Source organism: Bacteroidota bacterium, assembly GCA_008933805.1.
Taxonomy (GTDB): Bacteria; Bacteroidota; Bacteroidia; order UBA8524; family UBA8524; genus SB11.
In genome coordinates this window covers 188,029-212,885 of record WBUH01000006.1, presented here as the reverse complement: position 1 = coordinate 212,885, position 24,857 = coordinate 188,029, and the positions used below count along the sequence as shown (strand labels likewise).

At 45.0% G+C, this 24,857-nt stretch carries 17 protein-coding genes; 6 read left to right on the top strand and 11 right to left on the bottom strand.

Translation table 11 applies throughout. The annotated features are described in order from the left end of the window. Nucleotides 1-92: 92 nt before the first annotated feature. Entirely contained in the window at nucleotides 93-2,567 is a 2,475-nt protein-coding gene (locus tag F9K23_08305) for a bifunctional UDP-N-acetylmuramoyl-tripeptide:D-alanyl-D-alanine ligase/alanine racemase (protein KAB2916596.1), read from the bottom strand. A gap of 248 nt (nucleotides 2,568-2,815) precedes the next feature. Between F9K23_08305 and F9K23_08300 the strand changes: the two genes are divergently transcribed. From F9K23_08300 to F9K23_08290, 3 genes are all read left to right on the top strand, one after another. After that, complete coding sequence (locus F9K23_08300) at nucleotides 2,816-5,731, top strand: serine hydrolase (GenBank protein ID KAB2916595.1); 2,916 nt, start codon at nucleotides 2,816-2,818, stop codon at nucleotides 5,729-5,731. A 9-nt stretch (nucleotides 5,732-5,740) separates the two neighbouring features. Further along, on the top strand, nucleotides 5,741-6,358 hold the full coding sequence (locus F9K23_08295) for a hypothetical protein (GenBank protein ID KAB2916594.1): 618 nt from the start codon (nucleotides 5,741-5,743) through the stop codon (nucleotides 6,356-6,358). 1,051 nt (nucleotides 6,359-7,409) lie between these two features. Next, a complete protein-coding gene (locus F9K23_08290) occupies nucleotides 7,410-9,251 on the top strand; it encodes a hypothetical protein (protein KAB2916593.1) in 1,842 nt (613 codons plus the stop codon). A 19-nt stretch (nucleotides 9,252-9,270) separates the two neighbouring features. Here the strand turns inward: F9K23_08290 and F9K23_08285 are convergent, their stop codons facing one another. The 7 genes from F9K23_08285 to F9K23_08255 form a co-directional block, all read right to left on the bottom strand. Next, entirely contained in the window at nucleotides 9,271-10,038 is a 768-nt protein-coding gene (locus tag F9K23_08285) for a DUF2520 domain-containing protein (protein KAB2916592.1), read from the bottom strand. A 28-nt stretch (nucleotides 10,039-10,066) separates the two neighbouring features. Continuing rightward, nucleotides 10,067-10,783 carry a hypothetical protein gene (locus tag F9K23_08280; protein KAB2916591.1) on the bottom strand — a complete coding sequence of 239 codons (717 nt, stop codon included), beginning with the start codon at nucleotides 10,781-10,783 and terminating at the stop codon, nucleotides 10,067-10,069. A 96-nt stretch (nucleotides 10,784-10,879) separates the two neighbouring features. Next, the gene (locus F9K23_08275) at nucleotides 10,880-13,465 is read right to left on the bottom strand and encodes a cytochrome C biogenesis protein (protein KAB2916590.1); all 2,586 of its coding nucleotides are present in this window, start codon (nucleotides 13,463-13,465) and stop codon (nucleotides 10,880-10,882) included. Continuing rightward, nucleotides 13,465-13,869: a cytochrome c maturation protein CcmE gene (locus tag F9K23_08270; protein KAB2916589.1), complete on the bottom strand. Its 405-nt coding sequence runs from the start codon at nucleotides 13,867-13,869 to the stop codon at nucleotides 13,465-13,467. Before F9K23_08270 ends, F9K23_08275 begins: the two co-directional genes overlap by 1 nt. A gap of 15 nt (nucleotides 13,870-13,884) precedes the next feature. After that, a complete protein-coding gene (locus tag F9K23_08265) occupies nucleotides 13,885-14,097 on the bottom strand; it encodes a CcmD family protein (protein KAB2916588.1) in 213 nt (70 codons plus the stop codon). Continuing rightward, nucleotides 14,087-15,028: a cytochrome c assembly protein gene (locus tag F9K23_08260; protein ID KAB2916612.1), complete on the bottom strand. Its 942-nt coding sequence runs from the start codon at nucleotides 15,026-15,028 to the stop codon at nucleotides 14,087-14,089. The genes F9K23_08265 and F9K23_08260 overlap by 11 nt, the downstream gene beginning before the upstream one ends. Nucleotides 15,029-15,151: 123 nt before the next feature. Then, nucleotides 15,152-16,675 (bottom strand): hypothetical protein, encoded by a 1,524-nt coding sequence (locus tag F9K23_08255; protein ID KAB2916587.1) that lies wholly within the window; start codon nucleotides 16,673-16,675, stop codon nucleotides 15,152-15,154. 244 nt (nucleotides 16,676-16,919) lie between these two features. Here F9K23_08255 and F9K23_08250 point away from each other — a divergent pair, with 244 nt between their 5' ends. From F9K23_08250 to infB, 3 genes are read left to right on the top strand one after another with little or no spacing between them, the layout of a single operon-like run. Further along, complete coding sequence (locus F9K23_08250) at nucleotides 16,920-17,396, top strand: hypothetical protein (protein ID KAB2916586.1); 477 nt, start codon at nucleotides 16,920-16,922, stop codon at nucleotides 17,394-17,396. 8 nt (nucleotides 17,397-17,404) lie between these two features. Continuing rightward, entirely contained in the window at nucleotides 17,405-18,646 is a 1,242-nt protein-coding gene (gene nusA, locus F9K23_08245) for a transcription termination/antitermination protein NusA (GenBank protein KAB2916585.1), read from the top strand. A gap of 57 nt (nucleotides 18,647-18,703) precedes the next feature. Continuing rightward, nucleotides 18,704-21,727, top strand: a complete 3,024-nt coding sequence (gene infB / locus F9K23_08240; protein KAB2916584.1) for a translation initiation factor IF-2 — start codon at nucleotides 18,704-18,706, stop codon at nucleotides 21,725-21,727. 56 nt (nucleotides 21,728-21,783) lie between these two features. Here infB and F9K23_08235 read toward each other — a convergent pair whose 3' ends face one another. From F9K23_08235 to F9K23_08225, 3 genes are all read right to left on the bottom strand, one after another. Beyond that, complete coding sequence (locus F9K23_08235; GenBank protein KAB2916583.1) at nucleotides 21,784-22,536, bottom strand: hypothetical protein; 753 nt, start codon at nucleotides 22,534-22,536, stop codon at nucleotides 21,784-21,786. A gap of 66 nt (nucleotides 22,537-22,602) precedes the next feature. Then, nucleotides 22,603-23,463: an ATPase gene (locus tag F9K23_08230; GenBank protein KAB2916582.1), complete on the bottom strand. Its 861-nt coding sequence runs from the start codon at nucleotides 23,461-23,463 to the stop codon at nucleotides 22,603-22,605. Nucleotides 23,464-23,521: 58 nt separating this feature from the next. Then, nucleotides 23,522-24,850, bottom strand: coding sequence for an AAA family ATPase (locus F9K23_08225; protein KAB2916581.1), 1,329 nt, complete (start codon nucleotides 24,848-24,850; stop codon nucleotides 23,522-23,524). Nucleotides 24,851-24,857 lie beyond the last annotated feature (7 nt).

Sequence of the window (24,857 nt, the reverse complement as noted above, 5' to 3'; positions counted from 1 at the left end):
CTTCTTTGCCACAAAGACATAAAGTCGCTAAAAACAAATGCTTCGTGTCTTCGTGCCTTTGCGGCAACGTTAACATTTTGATACACGGGTTGCTATTCCTGCCAATATACCCGTTTCACGCGGGGGCCTATATCGGTAAGTACTTCGTAAGGTATGGTGTTGAGGCGTTGGGCAAACTCAATAATTTCTGCATTGGTTTCAAACAGCACGGCTTCGTCGCCCTCGTGGCAATTAATTTTAGAAACATCCAGCATACACATATCCATGCACACATTGCCTACAATGGGTGCCCACTGGCCGTTAATTTTCATGCGTCCTTTGCCGTTGCTCAGTTCGCGGCGCAAACCGTCGGCATAGCCAATGGCTACTACGGCAATCCTGCGGGCTTCGTGTTGCATACCGTTGCGGGCATACCCCACCGATTCATCCATCCCGATTTCCCGCACCTGTGAAATGGTGGTGCGTAACCTAAATGCCGTTTGCAGTTTGCTTTGGTAGTTGGTCGTAGCATCAATGCCGTATAAGCCAATGCCCAGTCGCACCATGTCCATGTGGGCTTCGGGAAAACGGGCAATGCCCGCCGAGTTGCAAATATGGAACAGGGTTTCTGGGGGCAAGTGGGGTTGCAAACGGGTTTTTATGGCCGTAAAGCGGCGAATCTGTTCGTTGGTAAACGCATCGTGTTGCGGTTCATCTGCAGCGGCAAGGTGACTAAATACGGACGCTACTTTTATTTCGGGACGATTTTTCAGTATCTCCAGCAAGGTGTCAATGTCGCCTTCTTCAAAACCCAAGCGGTGCATTCCGGTATCAAACTCAAGGTGGATGCTGGCTTCGGCTTGTGCGCTTTCGTCAAACGCGCGTAAAAACTCATCCAATATGCTGAAATTGAAAATCTCAGGCTCAAGGTAATACTCCAACATTTCAGCAAACTGTCCGCTGCCGGGGTTCATTACCATAATGGGCAACGATATGCCCTTTTTGCGCAACTCTATCCCTTCGTCGGCGTAGGCAACTGCAAAATAATCAGCCCCGTGAAACTGCAATACGTTGGCGGTTTCGTAGCTGCCGCTGCCGTATGAATACGCCTTTACCATGGCCATTATTTTGGTATCAGGCTTTAACAAGCTACGGAAAAAAGCAAGGTTGTAGGATAGCGCGGTGAGGTTGATTTCTAATACGGTTTCGTGGGTTTTTTCTTCCAGTCGTTGTATAATTTTCTCAAAACGGAAGCTGCGCGAACCTTTTACTAATATAGTAGCATCGGTTAATGAGCTAAAGTTAAACTGACCCAAAAACTCTTTGGTATTGTCGTAAAACTCAGCCGTGGCAGAAAACAAATGCCGTTGTGCTGAAATTTCACCTCCTATCCCGATAAACTGTCCGCGGGTTTTTTCGTTTACCAATGCCGCCACTTTGGTGTAAAGAGCAGTGTTGCTTAAGCCCGTTTGGTTAATGTCTGAAAGGATTACAACCGTTTTTTCGTGCTGCTTTTGCGACTTTAAAAAATCAAGGGCAATGCCCAGCGAGTTAAGGTCGGCGTTGTAGGCATCGTTTATCACGTCGCAATTCCGCAGGCCTTTTTTCAGTTGCAGGCGCATCTCAACGGGAGCAAGGTCGGCAAAGCGGTCTTTGTATTCCGCCAAGTCGTACCCCATTGCACTTAACGTTACTGCACAATGAATGGTATTTTCTACCGAAGCAGCATCCGTAAACGGAATACTGAAACTATATTTTTTGGCAGAGGTATGCAGGTTAATGGACGTTTGTCCTGTTTTGGTTTCGATAGTAGCGTAATACGGGCATTGGTTGTTTTTTACCGACCATGCAACAGCCTTTAGTTTAGGATTGTAGGCGTGCAACTCGTCAATGGCTTCTAATATCCAGTAATTATCTTCGCAATACACCAACTTCTCGCAATCCATAAACAGCAAGGCCTTTTCGGCGGCTTTTTCGCGTTTATCGGCAAATCCTTCGTTGTGGGCATCCCCTAAATTGGTAAATATGCCCACGGTGGGCTTGATTATCTTTTGCAGGTGCAGCATCTCCCCTTTTGCAGAAATGCCCGCTTCAAAAATTCCCAAGGTGTGTTCACCGTCTGTTTGCCAAACGCTCAGCGGTACCCCGATTTGCGAGTTGTAGCTTTTGGGGCTGCGCACAATGTTTTCGGTGTTTTTCAGCAAGTGGTGCAGCCATTCTTTCACAATGGTTTTGCCGTTGCTGCCCGTTATCCCTATTACGGGGGTGTTGTATTGAGCACGGTGCTTTGCCGCAAGGCTTTGCAATGCCTCCAGCGTATCTTGTACGTTAAAAAAGTTAGCGTCGGTAAATCGCTCAAAAAGCGATAAGGGTTCGGATATTACAAAGTTTCGGATGCCGGCTTTGTAAGCCTCCTCGATATAGTTGTGGCCGTCGCGGGTGGCCGTGAGCGCAAAAAACAAGCTGTGTTGGGCATTGTGTATTTTGCGGGTATCGGTAATAATATCTTCAATCAGTGCCGAAGGGTGCGGCAGCAACGCAACTGCCCCTAAAAAACCTTCTATTTGCTTGGCGGTGTAGCTCACCATATACTGCAAACCTACAATTATTTTAAAACAGTGGAGTGTTTATCCCCAATAATACTAAAGCACCCCGCCTGCTACGTTTTATATGCAACGATGAGCCTCTATGTTACAAGTTGTACACAGGCCGCCGCAATTACTTTTCGCTTCTCCTCTCCTGCTTACTGCCCTATTTTGTAAACGTTTTCAACCGATTGTGGTTCAAAAGTTGATGGTATTGGATAGGAACGGGGTTATTTTCGCAGATTAACAATATGATACGGGTTTTTTGGGCTGTTTTAGGGTTTTGTTTAGTAGCAACACAGGTGGTGGCGCAACCGGATGGTGTTTCGCCCAAAGACCGTTGGGTAGATTCTGTGTTTAACTCGCTTACGCGTGAAGAGCGCATCGGGCAGTTAATTATGGCCTCGGCATTTTCATCCGGCCCTGAAAAAAACTCGAAAGAAGTTTTAAAACTCATTAAAGAGAATAAAATAGGCGGGGTGATTTTCTTTAAAGGCACTCCCGAAGCCCAAGCTACGCTTACCAACGCCTATCAAAAGAAAAGCAATATCCCGCTATTGATAGCCATTGACGGCGAATGGGGCGTGGCCATGCGCCTTAGTAACGTAATAAAGTTCTCGCGCCAAATGGGGCTGGCTGCTGCCAATAACGACAGCCTTGTGTACCGCATGGGCGAAGAGATTGCCAAACAATGCAAAACACTGGGCATACACATCAACTTTGCGCCCGTGGCCGATATTAACAACAACCCCGGCAACCCTGTAATTAACGACCGCTCTTTTGGCGATGATAAATACATGGTAACGCGCCTTGCAGGGATGTATATGCGGGGGATGCAGGATAACGGGGTGATGGCCTGCCTGAAACACTTTCCCGGACACGGCGATACTAAAACCGACTCTCACCACGGTTTGCCCGAAATAGGTTTCCCTTTTAAACGGTTGGATACGCTGGAGCTTTATCCCTTTAAGCAACTGATGAAGGAAGGTGCTGCCAGCATTATGGTGGCACATATGCGTATACCCGCGTTTGATACTGCCTCTAACGTGGCGGTGAGTTTATCGCCGCATCTTATCAATCATTACATAAAATACACCCTCAACTACAAAGGCCTTGTGTTTACGGATGCCTTGAATATGAAAGGGGTTGCAGCTTATTACACCCAGCCTGAAATTGCCGTAAAATCATTACAGGCGGGCAATGATATTTTGCTTTGCCCCACCCAAATACCCAAGGTAATTGCTGCGGTGAATGTTGCCCTTAACAACTGCGATATTGATACCAACCAGTTTAATAAATCGGTAAAAAAGGTGTTGGCGGCTAAGTACCAAATGGGGCTTACAACGGCTCCCAAAGTAAGCCTTACCAATATTACCAAACGCATCAACCCGCCATCGGCCATGCTGCTGCAAGAGCAAATGGCTGCCCAGCAAATTACGGTGGTAAAAAACGGCAAAAAACTGCTGCCTGTTAAATCGCCCGATAAGAAAAAAATTGCCTCCATTGCGTTGGGTTTCTCTACCAAAACCGTCTTTCAACAAATGTTGGGCAATTATGCTCGCGTGGATTATTACCAATACGGCTTGGGAGTAGACAGTGCCACGTTTGAAACGGTATTGCAATCCATCAAACAAAAGAATTACGACGTTATCATCGTAAGCCTGCACAATACCAACCGCAACCCCAACGATTATTACGGACTTAACCCCAACGCCATTGGGTTTACCAACCGATTGAACGAAGAGGAAAACGTAATTTTAGTGAGCTTCGGTATTCCGTACAACCTGCTTTATTTTCCAAATTGCAAAAGTTTGGTGGTGGGTTATCAGGATACGGATATTAACCAAGAAAAGGCCGCTCAGTTGATTTTCGGGGTGATAAATAACCACGCCAAACTACCGGTAACTATTTCGGCCGAATACCCCAAAAATGCCGGGATAACTACTGATACGCTAAAACAACTGTTGCGCTACACTACGCCCGAAGCATTGGGCTACAACTCGCACGATTTTGAACAACTGGATGCGGTGGTAAACAAAGCCATCCGCCAAAAGGCATTGCCCGGCGGGCAGTTGTTGGTGGCCAAAGGCGGTAATGTAATTTACAGCAAGGCCTACGGCTATACTACCTACGATAAGAAAACACCCATTACCAACGATATGCTGTACGACATTGCCTCGATGAGTAAGGTAATGGGCACCACGCTGGCGGTGATGCGCCTGCACGAAAAGGGCGAGATTGATTTGGACAAGCCTGTATCAAAATACCTGAAAGACCTGCGCAAAACCAATAAAAAGGATATTACCATTAAGCAGTTGCTAACACACACGGGTGGTTTGAAGGCGTGGATTCCGTTTTACCGCTCAACGCTTGACGATAGTTTGCGCCTGAACAATATTTATTGTTACGAAGAAGGCGGACAGTACGTATGCAAGGTGGCGGATAACCTGTATATGCGCAGCGATTATAAAGACACTTTGTGGCAGATAATACTGGATTCTGAGGTTTCGCCTGCGGGTAAATATGTGTACAGCGATTTGGGCTTTATTATGCTGCAACGCTTGGTGGAACAAATTGCCGAAGAGCCACTGAATGACTACGTTGAAAAGCATTTTTACAAGCCGCTGGGACTGGGCACCATGACGTATTTGCCTTTGGAGAAAGTTGACCGCACGATGATTGCACCCACGGAAGACGATAAGGAGTTCCGCCGCCAGTTGGTGTGGGGCTACGTGCACGACCCTGCTGCTGCTATGCTGGGCGGTGTGGCCGGCCATGCGGGTTTGTTCTCAAACAGTAACGATGTGGCGGTGGTGCTGCAAATGCTGCTGAACAACGGTGAGTACGGGGGCAAGCGTTACTTTAAAAAGGAAACGGTGGAGTTGTTTACGGCTAAACAACTGGACGAGTGCCGCCGCGGGTTAGGCTGGGACAAGCCTGAACCGGATAAAACCAAGGGCAACCCAACGGCGGATAATGTGCCGTATGCTGCCTTTGGACACAGTGGGTTTACGGGCACTATTTGCTGGGCCGACCCTGAAAACGGTATCATATACATTTTCCTGAGTAACCGTGTGTACCCCAGTGCCGAAAACAACCTGATTACTAAAAACAACGTGCGCTCTAGATTGCACGAGTTGGTGTACAGTATTTTGGTGGGGAAATAGCAATAACAAATGAGGCTTTATTACTTAGTATTATTTCTACTATTGATTTCTTGTTCACCCCTTACTAAAAAAGGGCTTCTGAAAAACGAGGAGTTTCTGGTTGATAATTCGGGTAAACATATCCTTTGTGCCGACCCAAGTTTTCTCAACTGGTATTACTTTACGGTTTTTGATGACTCAAATAACATAATACGTAATGAGCACCTGTTCCGCAGAAACGATACACTCTATTTCTCAAATAAAACGGAGGTTTTTTCTCCCGATTTTAATAAATACATTGCTGAAAATAACTTTACAGCAGCGAAGCAAGTAAACAAAATTGACAGGCTCGCCATTGAAAGCTCGGTGAAAATTTTAGCGCCCATTATTGCCAAGCATGAAATGCTTGGAGACTCTATTTTATCTTTTGAAAGTGTTTTCTCGGTTCGGTCAAACCAAAAAACATTAATTAATGATACTTTTCATTATAATTATCTCTATTTAATCCCTGTTCAAAACAAACTAGTTGACATAACAGCCTTTAAACAGGGGGATAAAACCTTTCTTTTTGTTCGCCACACTTGGTCGGTAGAGGAAAAATACGACAGCTACACAAAATACAAAGACTACATTGTGGCTTTGCCGTGAGCGCTGCTGCCTGTCATTCTGAATGAAATGAAGAATCTTATTACGAATATGTTGACACAATTGTTATAAGATGTTTCGCTATCGCTCAACAGGGCAATGCGACTGGCGGCACTGGGTCTCTCTCCCTAAAAAGGGAGAGCCGGAGAGGGTGTCGAGGTGGTTTGCCTTTCTGACACCCCCTTGTGTTCCCCCTTTATAGTGGCAAGGCTTGCACACGGGCATTACGGGCTGTTGTGCGGTTGCCAGTCATTCCCTTGCAAAAGGGAATCCGCGCGAAGGTTTGGGGATAGATTCCCGCCTCCGCGGGAATGACGGGGTGCGGCGCGTGGCCTGTCATTCTGAATGAAATGAAGAATCTTATTACAACTGTGTTGACAGAGCGGGATAAGATGTTTCGCTATCGCTCAACAGGGCAATGCGACTGGCGGCACTGGGTCTCTCTCCCTAGAAAGGGAGAGCCGGAGAGGGTGTCGAGGCGGTTTGCTTTTCTGACACCCCCTTGTGTTCCCCCTTTATAGGGGGAAGGCTTGCGTACGGGCATTACGGGCTGTTGTGCGGTTGCCAGTCATTCCCTTGGAAAAGGGAATCTGAGCGAAGGTTTGGGGATAGATTCCCGCCTGCGCGGGAATGACCGGGTGCTGCGCGCGGGCTGTCATTCTGAATGAAATGAAGAATCTTATACAACTGTGTTGACAGAGCGGGATAAGATGTTTCGCTATCGCTCAACAGGACAATGCGAGTATCATGCCGTCCGACACCCCCTTGTGTTCCCCCTTTATAGTGGCAAGGCTTGCGCACGGGCTCTGCTGTTGTTTCCCATTGCGGCGTTTCTCCAATTACTGCATATCTCTGCCGTTCTTTGACCACCCTGCGATTTTTTGAGTAATCGCCTAAAACCCTTGTGCCGTGCGTAACAAAAATAACAGCATAACTCAGTAACTGCATAACACCGTAACAAGTGTTTTCGTTGTTTTTACTGTTCTTATTTGTGGTTAAAATGCGCCCTACGCTAACAAAATCACCCTTGTTTTCCTTAGGTTTGCTCTACCGCATGAAGGTGATTCATAAAATATCGTTTTACGTGGCGCTTTCGCTTACACTGCTGCTGGTAGTGTCGCGATTGGCTACCCCCGCCCGCAATGTGTTGAGTTGGGACGTGATGGGCTATTACATTTACCTGCCCGCCACGTTTATTTACGACGACCTTACGGTGCAAAACAAGCAATGGGTTGACGATATTATTGAAAAGTACAAGCCCACCGCTACGTTCTACCAAGCCGTTAAACAGCCCGACGGTCGCTGGGTGATGCGCTACACCAGCGGTTTGGCGTTGATTAATGCGCCGTTCTTTTTCGCTGCGCATGGCTATGCAGGACTTGCCGGTTACCCGCAAGACGGGTTTTCGCCGCCCTACCAATGGGGTATGGTGCTGGGAGCTTTGTTCTATACCCTGTTGGGGTTGTGGTTGTGCCGCAAATTGCTGCTCCGCTTTTTTGATGACAAACTCACCGCCTTATTGCTTGGTTTGTTGGTAATAGGTACCAACTACTACCAAATAACCGTGTTTGCTGGCACTTTGGCGCATAACTACCTTTTTACATTGTATGTGGTACTATTGCTAAACACCCTTAAATGGCATGAAAATCCCACCATTGGCAGTGCCTTTCTAATCGGGCTAATGACGGGCTTAATTGCCCTGATACGCCCTAATGAATTGGTGGTTATCCTTATTCCTTTGTTGTGGGGTATTACGGGCTTTAATGCCACCATTGTTGAGAAACTGCAATTGGTGTTTAAAAAATTCGGGCACGTAATCGTGCTGGGTATCGGTGTCCTTTTAGGCGGCTGCGTACAGCTGATTTACTGGAAATACGCTACCGGTCATTGGTTGTATTACAGCTATCAAGACCCCGGGGTGGGCTTTGATTTAAAATCGCCGCACACGGTAGATTTTTTGTTTAGCTACCGCAAAGGCTGGTTTGTATATACCCCCGTAATGCTGTTGGCCGTGCTTGGGTTTATTTCGTTGTTCAGGCAAAACCGCAAACTGTTTTGGGGCTTTGCCGCCTACTTTATCATTAACCTGTACATCGCCTCAAGCTGGAGCGTGTGGTGGTATGCGGGCGGTAGTTACAGCTCGCGTTCGATGGTTTCGTCGTATGCACTGATGCTTCTTCCGTTGGGGTATATGCTGCAATCACTCACTCAAAGCAAACCGTTGAAAATGCTTACTTATACCGTGCTTGGGGCAATGGCTATATTGAATGTGTTTCAAACGTGGCAGTTTAAAGTAAAGATTTTAGACGGTGAGCGGATAACCAAAGCCTACTACTGGCGGGTTTTCGGTAAAACAAGTGTTACGGATGAAGACAAGAAATTGCTTTTGGTAGAGCGCAGTACTGAAGTTATTGAGGTAATGCCTGCTAACGTTGATTTTAGCAAGAAAATATTGGCAAGCTATTCCTTTGACTCGGCCAAGGATAATTATGCCCAACATTGGGATACGATGGGTCACAACGGACGCGGAAGCCTAAGAATGGGCGAGGACATGGAGTTTTCGCCGGGGGTGGATATTAAGTATAAAGACATTACGCAAAAGGAATATGCTTGGTTGCGGGTGAGTGTACGAATTTTTGTGCCACAAAACAGCGAGGGCGGCTTTCCGTTGCTGGCAATGGCCTTTCACCACAAAGATGCTGCTTATAAATACCGCAGCAGCGAGTTTTTGAACCCTCAACTGAAAAAGGGTGAGTGGAATATGGTGACGCTTGAATACCAAACTCCCGAGGCCCGCAGTATTGAGGACAACCTAAAGGTTTACGTTTGGAACCGCGACCGCAAAACGGTGTACATTGATGATTTGACGGTGGAGTGCTTTGAGCCGAGGGATTAAAAATTAGCTTAATTAACCATTAATACCTTCCGCTTATAATCTCACTAAGCAGTTTATAGATTTTTTCTTCGTCGCTACCGTTAGGTAATAAATCAAGGTGTTTTTGCAGGGTGGTAGTATCGTGGCGTTTGGCCGGGCCTGTTTGCGCCGTTTGCGTTGACAGTGCTTGTATTTTCTCGGCGGTTTCCTTTATCAGCGGACGCAACAACTTAAAATCAAGCCCCTGGGCTTCTAATATTTTTGCTGCCGACACATACATAGCATTGCTAAAGTTATTGGCAAATACCGCTGCTAAATGCAAATAGCGGCGTTGTTCTGTGGTAATGTATTGGACGTTGTTGCTAATGGTATCGGCTAATGCTTTTAACTGCATTTCGGCAGCTTTGTTATTCCCCTCTATACATAGCGGTACATCAAAAAAATTAACGGGTTTGCCTGCACTAAGGGTTTGCAGCGGATAAAACACCCCATAATACGCCGATGTTCCTTCTAACACATTCATATCGACAGCGCCCCCGGTGTGGGCAATCAAAAACTTGCGATGCTTTAATTGTTCAGCAACCTCCTTTATCCCGTCATCGCTCACGCACACCAGTAATATATCAATGTCGTCTTTTAGTAAACGTACCTCGTTCACCGCAAAAGCACGGTACGGCTGTGCCAGTTGAGCAGCATGATTTGGATTACGGCTATACACCTCAAAAAGGGTATGCCCTGCTGCATCAAGCGCTTTTGCCAAATGCCAAGCCACATTGCCTGCGCCTATTATGGATATTTTGTAGGGCATAGTACTGCTACAAAGCTACCTGTTTTAATTACTCTTTGCCGAAGTAATGCTTAAAGACTAAAGATGCTGAAAACGCATTATTGTATGCTTTCATGCCAACGCTGTTGCTCGTTGTCGCTGTTCTTACTGCCGGAGTAATATCAACCAAATAGGCCGCTTCTATGCCCGCTGATATATTCTTGTGTATTTTAATTTCGAGACCGGCGCCCGACGTTACGCCCAAAAGTACAGCCCTATGATTTTTTTTATAAAAATCTCTGAAGCCGCCAAATGATCCGTCATCTGTAATTTTTGATCCATCATTTGTGTGTAATGTGTGTGAAGAGTATAAGAATACATCGGTTCGGGGTACTATAAAAACATAGGGAACAATTTTTTTGCTAGAAAGCTTAACCGCAAAACGGGGAGCTAGGTACAGGTAATTTAAGCGTGCGCGACCCTCTATTACCTCACCTGTCCCTTCGGGTTGGGTAACGGTAGTTACCGCAATATCATAGTTATATCCCTTCTTAATCATGCCTACCGAGGTGCTGAAGGAAAAAACGGGGGTTCTCCAAAACTCAAGTCCTGCATCAAGGCCCCAGCTATTAATGGGGTTTGTGGTTAGCGGTTGAAAAGTTCCGTCAAATTTCATGTTATGGTCTGCCCGCACATAACCGCCTGAAAGCGTAAAGGCTTTTATTTTTTGTGCGTTACCCCAAACAACAGAGAAAACGAGCGCAATTAACAACAGTAGTTTTTTCATGTATGGCAAACGTAGACAATAACCTGTTTATTGTCAATACGTTCGTAAACGAGAACGTTGCTGAAACTGTAAAAATAAAAGGAAGAGTGTGCCTGCTTAAGCCACCGTTGTTTTTTCCCTGCGGTATTCTTTTACCCTACGGAAAATTGAGAGTAAGAAGCCGATAACCATTACAATAGTGCCACCCCATACAAAGTTGATATAGGGGAATACTTTTGCCATCAACACTACGTAATCGCGTTGCACAGGACGTTCAGCAATGGCAAAATGGAAAGCCGGTTGTGTGTGCCCCGATGAATCCGGAGGGATAATGTTTGCAAAACGTATCATCAATCCTGCATCGTCAACCACTTCTTCGGGAGATACCTGACTACTTTGCGATTCGCTAATCATAAAGCGGGGAGCAACCTCTTGGGTATCGCCCAACATTATCAGTTTAAGGTTAGCTCGCATACCAAATGTGCCATCAGCGGCATTATCAGGCGTCATTCCCACCATTACCACTTTGGCATTGTTGGTATGTATCGTATCACCTAAATGTATGGTGTCGTTATACACCCTTTCATAAGGCACTTCATTGCGGGCTTTTTTGTCAGATACCATTGTAACGTGCGTAAACACGTCGTGGGTAATATAATGCCTTGTATCAGGGTTTACCGAAAGCATATCCGTTTTAGGATTGCTAATGATATTCGGGTACAAGTAAAATTCCTCTCCGCTTGGTTTTCCGTCTTTATCAGTGCGTTTAAAGTTGAGTTCGTAATAGGTGTTTACTCCTTCTACTGAGTCGCCTAAATAGGTAACCTCATAAGGCCCCATGCGCATGGGCATATTCTTATACAGCAACAAGTGTTCGCGTTGGGCTTGGTCGTCAAACTCTTCTCCAAAATTCACATTAGAATAGTTGAGTGAGATTACTTGTTTATTGGCTGATGATACAAGAACGCCCACCAACAATAAGCCAAAGCCAACGTGTGCTACCGATGCTCCGCTAAACGACAGCTTGCCTTTTAGCACTTTTACCAAGTAATACACATTGCCAACAATAGCATATACTGATGCCAAAAGGAACAGGATATACAATAACAGCGTGGTGTTATTCTCTGCTTTTATTTTAAACAGGTATATACACGCAGTTGTAACCAATATAGAGATGGTGAGGCTAATAATTATGTTGTTGAAGTAATACTCATTACCTGTTTTCTTATACTTAAGAAACTGTGTAATGGCAGTAAGTATGGCAATAATTAGCGCAAAGGGTAACTGCCATTGGTTGTAATATCCGATTACATCATCGGGAACAGCAACGTTTTCGCCTGTAAGTTTGTTAAATACGGGTAGTGAGGTGCTGATAAGCACGTGTGCACACGAAATAAGGAACACCAACGAGCCGATAAACATCCAAAACTCACGGGAACTGAACTCCTCTTCTTTGCCTTTTACAGGGTTTACCACATATATGTTGCGGAAGAAGAAGAACAGCGTAACTAATGAGTATGGGATAAACACCCATTGTGAAGCCCCCCATTTGAAGCTAGCTGCAAAAACAATAGCCGTTATTGCCAAGTAGCCATACCTTACCATTGGGTTTTGCACGGTTACATAACTGGGCAACCAAATGAACAAGAACATGAAAATGAGCAACTGACCCGACATTCCCAAATCGGTGAAGGCGTGTACGGAGGTGTTGCCCAATATTCCGCTACGGGTAAGGAAGGTAGCATACAGCACCAACACAAACGAAAGGATGGTGAAAAGGTATGTGCTGTACAGTGCGTTGCCGGTTGATTTGTGGATGAGCATTAAATGTACCGCCGAAATCAAAATAAGCCACGGTATCAGCGAGGCATTTTCAACAGGGTCCCAAGCCCAGTAACCGCCAAACGATAGCGATTCATACGCCCAAAAACCACCCATAATAATACCTGCACCCAAAATCATTACACCTACCAGTGCCCAAGGCAAAGCAGGTTTTATCCAATCGGTATAGCGGCGTGTCCACAAAGCGGCCACAGCGTAAGCAAACGGTACAATAGTAGCGGCAAACCCAAAAAACAATGTGGGCGGGTGTATCACCATCCAATAGTTTTGCAACAAAGGATTAAGACCGTTACCGTCTTCTATACGGGTTAGGTAATCGGGTAAGGTAAATATGGGGCCGGCCACCTTGTTCCTCAATAAATCAAAGGGGCTGCTGCCTATTTTAAAGTCAAGAATCTCAACACCAACCAACATAGTGGCCAGCATTACCTGCGCCAATCCCATGATTGTCATTACAGGGCTTTCCCAACTGCGTGAGGTAAAAATCAGAATATTGCCAATTACCACGTGCCACACCATCCACAGCAAGAAGCTTCCTTCTTGGCCTTCCCAAAAACACGAAATCATGTATTTGAGCGGCAAATTGCGCGATGAGTGCTGCCAAGCGTATTGGTACTCGAAATAATGTTGCTGGATAATTACAAAAAGGATGGTAAAAATGGCTACAACGGCTGCTGAGTGAACAAAGAATGCCGCACGACCGAGTTTTCGCCAGAAATCAGCATTTTCGGGAGTTTTAAAAGCAAAAAAGTAACTGATTGCCGAAAACAACGCCGCAACCAATGATAAATATACCGAAAACTTTCCCCAGTTGCCTATGGCAAGGTGCTCGCCAACAAACTTTACAACGGTTTCTTCCATTATTCGGCCGTCTTATACTCCGTTACCTCTACTTCTGTAGCATTGTACTTGCTGGGGCACTTCAGCAAAATTTCTTTTGCTTCAAACGCTTCGCCCTTCATTTTCCCCTTCACCACTACGTTTTCACTGCGTTCAAAATCTTGCGGACGTGGGCTGCGGTATATCACCTTACTCACGTTGTCAAGACTGTCTTTAAGGTAAAACTCAAAGTAGTTAGGGTCTTTCAACTCGTCGTATACTTGTGGCTTTGTACGGTCAAGATGACCTACAATGTGGTATGATTTATCAGGGTTTTGTGCTGCTGTGGTAAATGTAGCATACTCTGAAGAGCTGCCATACATCGAGATAATAATCCCGATAAGCACAGCAACCATTATTATGGCTATAATGTACGAGGTTTTCATACGTTTTGCGATTTGTTACACCTTTGTATCTTTCCTTTGCTTCTCTATCCGCGATATTTTGCGGTCGATAGAGAATAAGTAAACGCCGAGTCCTACAAAAATTACCGAAAGCACTCCTGCAACCACTAATATTTTATCATCACCGGCGGGAGCCGCTCCGTTTTGACCGAACGTTGTTAGTACAGACAGTAAAAACAGTACTAAAGTAGTTATACGTTTATTCATCATCAGAAACTTCAAGTTTTTTAACGCGGGTTTTTAGTTGGGCTACCCAAAAGCCAATTAATATCCATCCCAAAACGGCAGGGTAAAATACCATCCGCATAGTATCATCAAGGTCGTAGCTGCTAAAACCGGGGTTGCCGCCGTTACCGGGGTGCAATGATTCGGTTAAACGGGGCAGCACAAATATTAGTGATATAAATATGGGGTAAAAAAATACGTTGGCAACCGAGGCCACACGTGCACGTTTTTCTTCATCGTCAATAGCACCGCGCAAAATAAAGTACGCAAGGTACATCAACATACCTATGGCAACGCTGTTTAGCTTAGGGTCGTTGGGCCATGGTTGTCCCCAAGTAAAATTAGCCCAAAGCATCCCGGTCAAAATTCCTAAAACACCCAAGAAAACGGCTGTTTCGGTGATTTTTGACGCAGCAATATCAAACTCGCGTTTGCCGTGACGTAAATACTTAATGCTATAAACCAATGCGCCTGTAAGCAATGCTACCATGCTAAACCACATGGGTACATGAAAAAACAAGTTACGTATGGTTTGGAACAGGATTTTTAGAAATGGAAAACTGGTGCCTTGTGCATCTTTGTTTTTTACTTCAATGCGGTCTTTTGATGGGGTGGCTGTGTTTGGGCCTTTCTCGGTGCTGTTAAACCAAAAGGCATTATCAAGTGCTATTGTTCCGTCAAAATCGTTGTTGGCTATCAGGTGCAACGGCTCTTTGGTGTTTAGCGCAGCTAGGTTAAATACGGCTGCTACATTTTCGTTGTCTTGCACCACAAGGCTTTGCGCTTGGTAGGTTGCCTCGCCGTTCTTAATCCAAAGCTTCAGCGTGGCCTCGTTGTCTTTAAAATGGGTGCCGTGCCCTTTTACAAGAACAGTGTTAGCTTGCCCCTGCACTAATTGTGATGGCGAAACATCCATAACGCCCGGGCCCAGGGGTATTAATAAGCCCGCCAGTAATGAATACAATACCAGCAGCACTCCTAAATATTTCCACCAATTGGTTTTAAACATGGTTTTAAAAAACGGTGCAAAGTTAGAAGTTTAACGCGGGTTTTTGGTATATAGTGTAAACTTATTGTTACCCCATATACTATCCCATTGGTGTTGATGTGCCATCAGGTAGTTTTGGGTTGCAACGTCTTGTAAATCAGCGTGTGTAAGAATGTATGAGGGATTAAATGTTTTAATATCCTGCAAAAAGAGCACTGTATCGGCAGTTTGGGTAGCAAATGCTTTGCGTTCGGCATATAATGCAAGTGCCCTTGGTTTTTTAAACAAAAACACAGCGTTGGCTGGGGTGTTGGCCTTTATGTATGCAAACGCTTCTTCACTTTCAGGTTGTTGTGGGCCTGCAAAATTGTTTTTGGCATTTTTAATGGCCGAAAGTTGCTCAGGCAAAAATTGAAACAGGATAACAACGGATAGAACTGCCGTTGTGGTTTTTACCGGTATGGCGAACCCCCAATGAATAGATTTGAATCCTTGAGCTGCATAATGGAGTATGATGGGCAGTACGGGCAGCATAAATCGTAATCCCCCGCCACGATAAGGGTACACTATCAACAACGCCATATAGGCCGCAAATGCCCAAAGCAAAAACGACCGTCTGAGAGCAATGTCTTTAATAATACCTATGCACGCCAACGCAAGCAAAAAGGCTTGGGTAATCAGCGGAAACAATTTCCACTCGGGTTTGCTGCGCTGAAAAAAGTCTTGCACTAACGCGGTGTAATACCCCAAATTTTCACGGATACGCACTAAAAAAGGTTCGCCGCTAAAATTGCTGCCATAGGTAAGCAAATCGTTGGTGCGTATGCCGCTTATCAAATAATCTATCAGCACAAAACAAACAATAAACGCGGTAATCAAGGCCGTGGCTGCACTTGTATATAATTTGTTTTTTGGTTCAAAAGGTGGTTTCAGGTGCCATATATTTTGCCATACTTCAAACGCATACAAGGCAACCACTATCACTATTCCGTTTAGGCGCACTGCTACCAACAGCCCCGCAACAATACCCAGCGTAAGTGCTTTTAACAGCGATTCGCGTCGTTTCTCTTCGTCGTAGCGCATAAACCCGCGCTTGTACAACAATATCAGCAGGCCCAGCAATGCCGTAAACGGAATTTCGGCCATTACTTCGGTTTTATATTCTAATACCCACGGATGCCAGCACCACAATACACTCAACGCTACAGAAACCCACTCGCTGTGATGCCGCCGCAGTACTAAGTACCATATAAAACCCGCCAGTATTAACCACAACGACAGGTACACATTAAACGCAACGATATTATTGCCAAACAAGGCATAAACAGGGCTAAGTAATAACGGAAACCCGCCCGGGTAGGCTGCAGGCCCAAGCATGGGGTTGTGCGGGTTATAGAGATACCCCGTGTGAGAAACGGGTTCGCCCTTTGTAATGCACTTTGCCTGATTGATGTATTGGGCAAAATCATCGCCCCAATCGTGGTGAGTACGTATGCCTGAAAAACACAAGGGTAGCAAAAGTACCAACAGTACCAGCCCGCCGCGGTGTTTTTGTATAAAGGGGTGAATGCTCAAGGTTTTTCAAAAGTAAAAAATAGCAGCGACGCTTTACCGATGTTTTGAGTATTGCCTGTTTTCTTTTTAGTCTTTTTGTTAATCTTTTGGATTACAAACACATAATAAAAGTATCGTATTACCCTATATTATAGTTTATTCACTCAAAAGCTTCAATATTTAAAAACTTTGCATATCTTTGCAGGACTTTTTTAATTGAATTAATTGAAAAGGGGGCCCGCAAGTCCCCTTTTTTATTGGTATAATGAGTAATTTGATACACACCCTGCAACAGTTTGCCCAAGACCATTTGGCTACCGACAGCGACCATTTTTTGATTACAGTGGAGCAAGGCGCAAAGAACCGCCGTTTTTCAGTGATAATAGATGGCGATAAGGGAGTATCTATTGATTATTGCTCGCAACTGAGCCGTTACATTTCGCGCAGGATAGATGAGGAGCTGGGAGAATCTATAGAACCGTTTACGTTTGAAGTAGCATCACCCGGAGTTGACCGCCCGTTGATTCTTGAGCGTCAATATCCTAAACACATTGGCCGCAGCATCCGCTTTTTGGATGCAGAAGGCAAAGAGGTGAAAGGAAAATTAACGGCCGTAGCAAACGGAGTAATAACCGTAGAGGCGGAGAAAAAAGAAAAAGACAAGAAAAAACTCCACTTCGAAGAGCAAAAACACACCATATCAGAAATTAAAGAACCAAAAATAATAGTATCATTTAAGTAAGTAATGTTATGCATAGCATTGGGTTAGTTGAATCGTTTTCAGAGTTTAAAGAGTTTAAGAACATTGACCGCGCCACCATGATGCGCGTACTTGAAGACGTTTTTCGCAGCATGTTGCGTAAAAAATACGGCACCGATGAAAACTGCGATATAATTATTAACACCGAAAAAGGTGATTTGGAGATTTGGCGTACCAGAACCATTGTGGAAGATGGTATGATTGAAGACCCAACGTTTGAAATTGAACTTTCAGCCGCACGCCGCATAGAACCTGATTTTGAAGTAGGTGAAGAGGCTGTGGAGGAAGTGAAGCTGGAAGATTTTGGCCGTCGTTTGATACTTACCGCCCGCCAAACCCTGATGTCGAAAATACTTGAATTGGAAAAAGACGAAGTTTTCCGCAAGTACAAAGACCGTATGGGCGAGATTGTTACCGGCGAGGTGTACCAGATTTGGAAAAAAGAATTGATGATTTTGGACGACGAAGGCAACGAGCTTTTGCTGCCCAAAACAGAAATGATACCCAGCGATTTTTACAAAAAAGGCGATAGCATTCGCTGCGTTGTAAAAAGTGCTGAAATGCTGAACGGAACTCCAAAGATTATTATCTCGCGCACTGCGCCTGAGTTTTTGGAGCGTTTGTTTGAAATGGAAGTTCCCGAAATTTTAGACGGGTTGATTACCATTAAGAAAATTGTACGCGAGCCCGGTGAGCGTGCAAAAGTGGCTGTTGAAAGCTATGACGACCGTATTGACCCCGTAGGTGCTTGTGTGGGTATGAAAGGTTCACGTATTCATGGTATCGTTCGCGAATTGCGCAACGAGAACATCGACGTAATCAACTATACCACCAACCTGCCTTTGTATATCCAGCGTTCACTTAGCCCTGCTAAAATATCATCTATTAAGGTAGATGAAGGCAAAGAGCGTGTGTCGGTGTTTTTGAAACCCGACCAAGTATCTTTGGCTATCGGTAAGGGCGGACACAACATTAAACTGGCAGGTAAACTTACCGGCTACGAGATAGATGTGTACCGTGAAAGTGATGATGAAGTTGTTGAGGAGGATATTGACCTTGACGAATTTGCAGATGAAATTGACAGCTGGATTATTGACGAATTGAAGGGAATTGGCTGTGATACAGCAAAAAGTGTGTTGGCCATCAGTGACGCTGATTTAGTGCGCCGCACAGAGCTTGAGGAAGAAACAATAGAAGAAATAAAGCAAATACTTCGAGCCGAATTTGAATAAAACTTTCGCTTATGGCGGGTTTATTGCGGTTTGCTTGTATTTTTGTAAAATAACTAAATGACGGAAGAAGTTAAATCATACCGTATTGCCAAAGTAGCCTCTGAGTTAGGGGTGGGCGTTACCACTATTGCCGAAGAGTTGAATAAACGCGGCTTTAATGTGGAGGCTAAGCCCACGGCCAAACTTAGCGAAGACATGTATGCCGTGCTGCTTAAGGCATTCAAATCGGACAAAGAGGCCCGCCAAGAGGCCATACAACTCGACAAGAGCAAAAAAGAGTTGCATGAGCCCGTGCGCACCAACAAACCTGCCAAAGAAAAAGAAATTGCTGACGCTGAAGAGGATGATGATGTGGTGATGATAAACACCCCCACCATTACCATTCCTGAAGAAAAGCCGCAAGAAATTGCACCTGTTGCACCTAAACCTCCTGTAGTTGAAACTCCTCCCCCGCCTCCGGTGGTGGTTGAAGAAAAACCGGTTGAAGTGCCGCAAGAAAAACCAGTGGAACAACCTCCGGTGGTGGTTGAAAAGGTTGAAGTTGTTGAGCAACCTCCTGTAGTACAGGAGCCGATAGCTGAAACCAAAGTGAAGTTGACCGGACCTAATGTGATTGGTAAGATAAACCTTGATGATTTATCAGGCAAAGGCAAGAAGAGGGAAGAAAAGAAAGAAGAGCCTGTAAAACCTAAGGTTGAAGAAAAACCGGTTGAACAACCTCCTGTTGCTAAGCAAGAAGAAGTTGTTGTTGTTCCTGAGGAAAAACCAGAAGTAAAAGAAGAAGTTCCCGTTGCTAAAGTAATAGAGCCTCCTGTTGTAGTAGAGCCTCCTGCCGTTGTTGAAAACGAGGTAATTAAACCCCGTATGGAAAAACTGCAAGGGCTTACTGTATTAGGCAAAATTCAACTACCTGTTGAAGAATCTAAGAAAAAGCCTATTGCTTCATCAGACCCTAACGAAAAGACAAAGAAGAAACGCAAACGCAAACCCAGTACGGTTATCAGCAGTGATAACCCGAACATTGCCAAGCAGTTTAATAAAGAAAAACGTCCCGATAACAGGCCCGGAAACAATACCGGCGGCCCGGGCGGTAACAACAACAATACAAACAATAACAACAACGACCGCAGAGGTCGTTTCAATAGAGACGAGCCGAAGGAAATCAGCCAAAAGGAAATTCAGGATAAACTGAAACAAACCATGGCTAAGCTGAATCCGGGTGGTAAAGGCCCCGGCAGCAACTCTTCGCAACGTTCTAAAAACCGTCGTTTCAAACGCGATCAGCATGCTCAAAACCGTGAGGATGCGTTGATGGAACTGGAAGCAGAAAAGAACATCCTGAAAGTAACCGAGTTTGTTACCGCTAACGAGTTGGCGAAACTGATGAACATTTCGGTAAACCAGGTAATCACCACCTGTTTCTCATTGGGTATGATGGTTTCTATCAACCAGCGTTTGGATGCTGAAACCATTACGATTGTTGCAGACGAATTTGGATTTGATGTTCAGTTTGTAGGTGCTGACCTTCAGGAAGCAATTGAAGAAGAACAAGACCGTCCCGAAGATTTATTGCACCGTGCACCTATAGTAACAGTAATGGGTCACGTTGACCACGGTAAAACATCGTTACTGGATTATGTGCGCGACGCAAATATTGTGGCAGGTGAAGCCGGAGGTATTACCCAGCACATTGGTGCTTATGAGGTAACACTGAAAGATGGCCGCCAGATAACCTTCTTGGATACTCCCGGTCACGAAGCCTTTACGGCCATGCGTGCTCGTGGTGCCAAGTTGACGGATATTGCGATTATAGTAATTGCTGCGGATGATAGCGTGATGCCTCAAACAAAAGAGGCTATCAGCCACGCACAGGCAGCAAACGTACCGATGGTATTTGCCTTTAACAAAATTGATAAAGACGGTGCCAACGCTGATAAAATTCGCGAACAACTTTCTGCCATGAATATTTTGGTAGAAGAGTGGGGCGGAAAATTCCAAACACAAGAAATATCTGCTAAAAAGGGATTGAATATTGACCAGCTGCTTGAAAAAGTATTGTTGGAAGCTGAAATTCTTGATCTTAAGGCAAACCCTGATAAACGTGCCAAAGGTGCTATTATTGAAGCCCGTATGGACAAAGGGCGTGGTATTGTAGCCACCCTGATGGTACAAGAAGGTACGCTTAAAATAGGTGACCCTGTAGTAGCTGGTGCAATTTATGGCCGTATAAAAGCGATGTTTAACGAACGCGGCCAGAAAATTGAAAAGGCAGGTCCTTCTACCCCTGTTTCGGTGCTAGGCTTCTCAGCCACACCGCAAGCTGGTGAAAGCTTTAACGTAATGGCAACTGAGGCTGAGGCTAAGGAAATTGCTACTAAACGTACACAGCTTATCCGTGAGCAAGGATTGCGTACCAAGAAACACATTACCCTTGATGAAATTGGCCGTCGTTTGGCAATCGGTAACTTTAAAGAACTTAACGTTATTGTTAAAGCCGACGTGGACGGTTCAGCAGAAGCTTTGGCAGATTCGTTGCTAAAACTATCTACACAAGAAGTTCAGGTGAATGTGATATTGAAGGGTGTGGGTCAGATTTCGGAAAGCGACGTTATGTTGGCTACCGCTTCGGATGCTATTATTATCGGTTTCCAAGTACGCCCAAGTACACAAGCCAAACGTCTTGCTGAGCAAGAAGACATCGAGATTAAACTATACTCTATCATTTACGCCGCTATTGATGAAATCAAGGCCGCTATCGAGGGCTTGTTAGAGCCTAAGATTGAGGAGAAAATTGTTTGTAACGTGGATGTTCGCGAAGTATTCAGAATATCAAAAGTGGGTACCATTGCAGGTTGTATGGTTACCGACGGTAAAATTACCCGTAACACCCGCATCCGTATCATACGCGACGGAGTGGTGATTCACACCGGAGAAATTGATGCACTGAAACGTTACAAAGACGATGTGAAAGAAGTAGCTACCGGTTACGAGTGCGGTATCAGCATTAAAAACTTCAACAATATCGAAGTAGGCGATACTATCGAAGGCTTTGAAGAAGTAGAAGTAAAACGTAAGTTGTAATCAACGATTAACCTTTATATAAAAGCCCTTTTGGAAATTCCGAAAGGGCTTTTTTGTTAGAACAGCTTTTTAAAAAAGAGACCCACCCTCTCCCAGAAAGTAGGCGCGGGAACAAGACGTCCAACAGTTACCACTACCTCTCCGGAAAGTTCACACGACTCCTCCAATTTAGCGTTAACCACTAAATCGGGTTTGTGAATATATACTCCGGTTAGTATAACGGTGGTATATCCAATATATCTGAATTCAATATCTACCGAGTCTTTTGCAAAAGAGGGCGGTAAGGTAATACTAAAGTTTCCGTCAATATCCGTTGCCGCATTATACGGATACCCTTTGATTCGAACGGGTGCACCTACTAATATCTCCCCTGTTAATTTATCGGTAACCTGACCTTTAATAGTTATTTGCTTGCGTGTTTGAGGCTTTTTCCCAGTTGTTAAACTATCCGTCTCGGCGGATGGTTGTGCCATTGTTGTGTCCGCAGGCAAGCCCGCCGGCTCTTGAGCAGCAAGATTACTACTTGCTAAGAGCGCAAACAAAGCTGCTCCCCAAGCAACAATAGGATTTCGTTTTGGGGCTCTATTTATCACTAACGGACGCTCTAATTGATTACTAGTAAGTCTGCCGCAGGTACTACCTGTCCGGTTTGTTTTAAAGTAGTCTATTAGCTCCTTATCAGAAAAATGGCTGAAATCAACCACCGTTTTTTGACAAAGCGAACAAAACCGCCCCTTGTCTTGGGCCGTCATCTTTTCCCAGTCTTCGTGACAGGGTTTAGGGATGGATAGTGTTGTCCGTTTGTTCATGTTTGAAAATTAACCAACTTACATAAACTAACGAATATTGGTGGAAGAAAGATGGAATATTATCGTTTATTCTTGATTAAACACCCTTTCTACATGGTACTTCACCAGCCTTTCGATGGGTTGTTTCACTATTTCACCGATGGTGATGCCGCATTCTTCGGCGGCTTTATGAAGCTCGTTGCTGAATATGTGGGCTATTGAGCCTACAAAATTCACGGGTAATTGCTTGGCGTTTTCATAGCATAATACGTGTTCGGTAATAAACGCCACAAATCCCTTGTGCAAAATATCAGCAAGCAACGGATGATGTTTGTGTTTGTGTATAAAAGGAGCTAAACGAGCCAAGTAAACATTGGGGCGAGGCTTTTGGTACACGGCTTCAAAAATATCGGTCTTGGTAAGTCCGTAGCCCTTTTCAAGTTCGCGTACCATATCATCGGGTAACTTGTTGTACAGATAGGCCGAAACCAACTGTTTTCCGAAATAAGCACCGCTGCCTTCGTCACCCAAAATGAAGCCTAATGAAGGGACTTTTTCTATCAGATGATTCCCATCAAACAAGCACGAGTTAGAACCTGTGCCTAATATGCAGCAAATGCAGGTAGAACCATTGTAAGATGCGTATGCTGCCGCGGTTAAATCGTGGCCGGTAATTACCTCTGCGCCGGCAAAAACATGGGATAACGCACGGCGAACAATGCGGGCTTTTGCATCACTGCTAACTCCGGCACCGTAATAGTATACCTTTTGTACCTGCGGGGCTATGGCAAAAAGGGCTTCGTTTTGTTTAATTTCAAGGGCAATGTCTTCGCTGCTTTGAAACAACGGGTTAAAACCAATGGTATCGTATCTGCCCAACTGCTCACCATCGTTATTAGTAAGCAGCCAGTTGCATTTTGTTGAACCGCTGTCGGCAATCAGGTACATACCGCAAAAGTAGGGTTTTACAGTGTTTTATCTGCTAAACAACAGAAAGTCTGCCCGCCTACTTTTTGATGCCTAAATATTGAAGAATATCATCGTATTGGCCGCTTTCGTTTGAATAAAGGGCATAATTACGGGCTGTATTAAACCACTCTTTTGTGGTGGGTTTGTGGCGGTCGACCGCTTTTTTCAAGTCGGATTGCGTAACGGGGACAACACGGTTTTGCTTTAGCGATTCCGGCAGCTTTGCTTCAACAGCAATATCTACTACTGCTTTCAAATCCGCTCCTGAATATCCCTCTGATTGTTTGGCCAATGCATCGATGTCTACCTTCTCGGTGGGTTTATCGCGAAGCATCCCATCCAAAATCTCTACCCTTGCTTTTTTATCAGGCGGCGGCACAAAGATTACACGGTCAAAACGGCCGGGTCGGCGGAAACCGGGGTCAACGTACCACGGAGTATTGGTCGCGCCCAATACTAAAATCCCTTCGTTAGAGTGTTTCACGCCGTCAAGCTCCTCTAAAAACTGATTTATCAATGAGCGCGAAGCAGAGTGACGCATATCAGCGCGGTTGGCACCCAAGGCATCAATCTCGTCAAAAAACAATACGCAGGGTGCACTTTGACGTGCTAGGCTGAATATTTTGTGCAGGTTCTGCTCGCTGCCGCCTACCCACATATCCAGTATTTCATTAATACCAACGGAGATAAAATTCGACTCTATCTCTCCGGCAGTTGCTCTAGCCAACAATGTTTTACCGCATCCCGGAGGACCGTACACCAAAATACCGCCCCCTGTTTTCTTACCAAAGGCTTTGTATATGTCGGGGTTTTTTAAGGGGTATATTACTTTAAGGGCAATTTCTTCTTTAACGTCTTCAAGGCCGCCTACATCAGCAAACTTTATCTTGGGTTTTTCAAGTATCGACGATGATATGCCGTTATCTATATTGCCTGTTTGCACCGCTTCGCCGCTTTCCTTCATCGCTTTGTGCAACTGTTGTTCATACTCCTTCTCAGCCAATGAACCGTCTAGCTCTATCGCTTTTTGGTAGTATTCATACGCTTGGCGCACCTCATCGGTCTCAAGGTTCACTTTTGAGTATAGTAAAAACAACTCTGCGCTTTCTTCACCTTCGTCTATCAGTTCTTCCAATACCATTTGTGCAGCCTCAAACTTTTTAAGGGCTACAAATGTTTTGGCAAGACCTGCTTTCAATTCGCTGTCGTTACGGGCGTATCCCAACGCTTCTGTGTATTCTTCCTCTGCTTCGTCCAGCCTGCGGGCATTATACAGCGTGCTGCAAAGCAGCTTTCGCAAGGGTAAGTTTTCGGGCGAAAACTCAAGGGCTTGCCTAAGGCTCTCTATTTGTTGGTTCAAATCCATATCAACT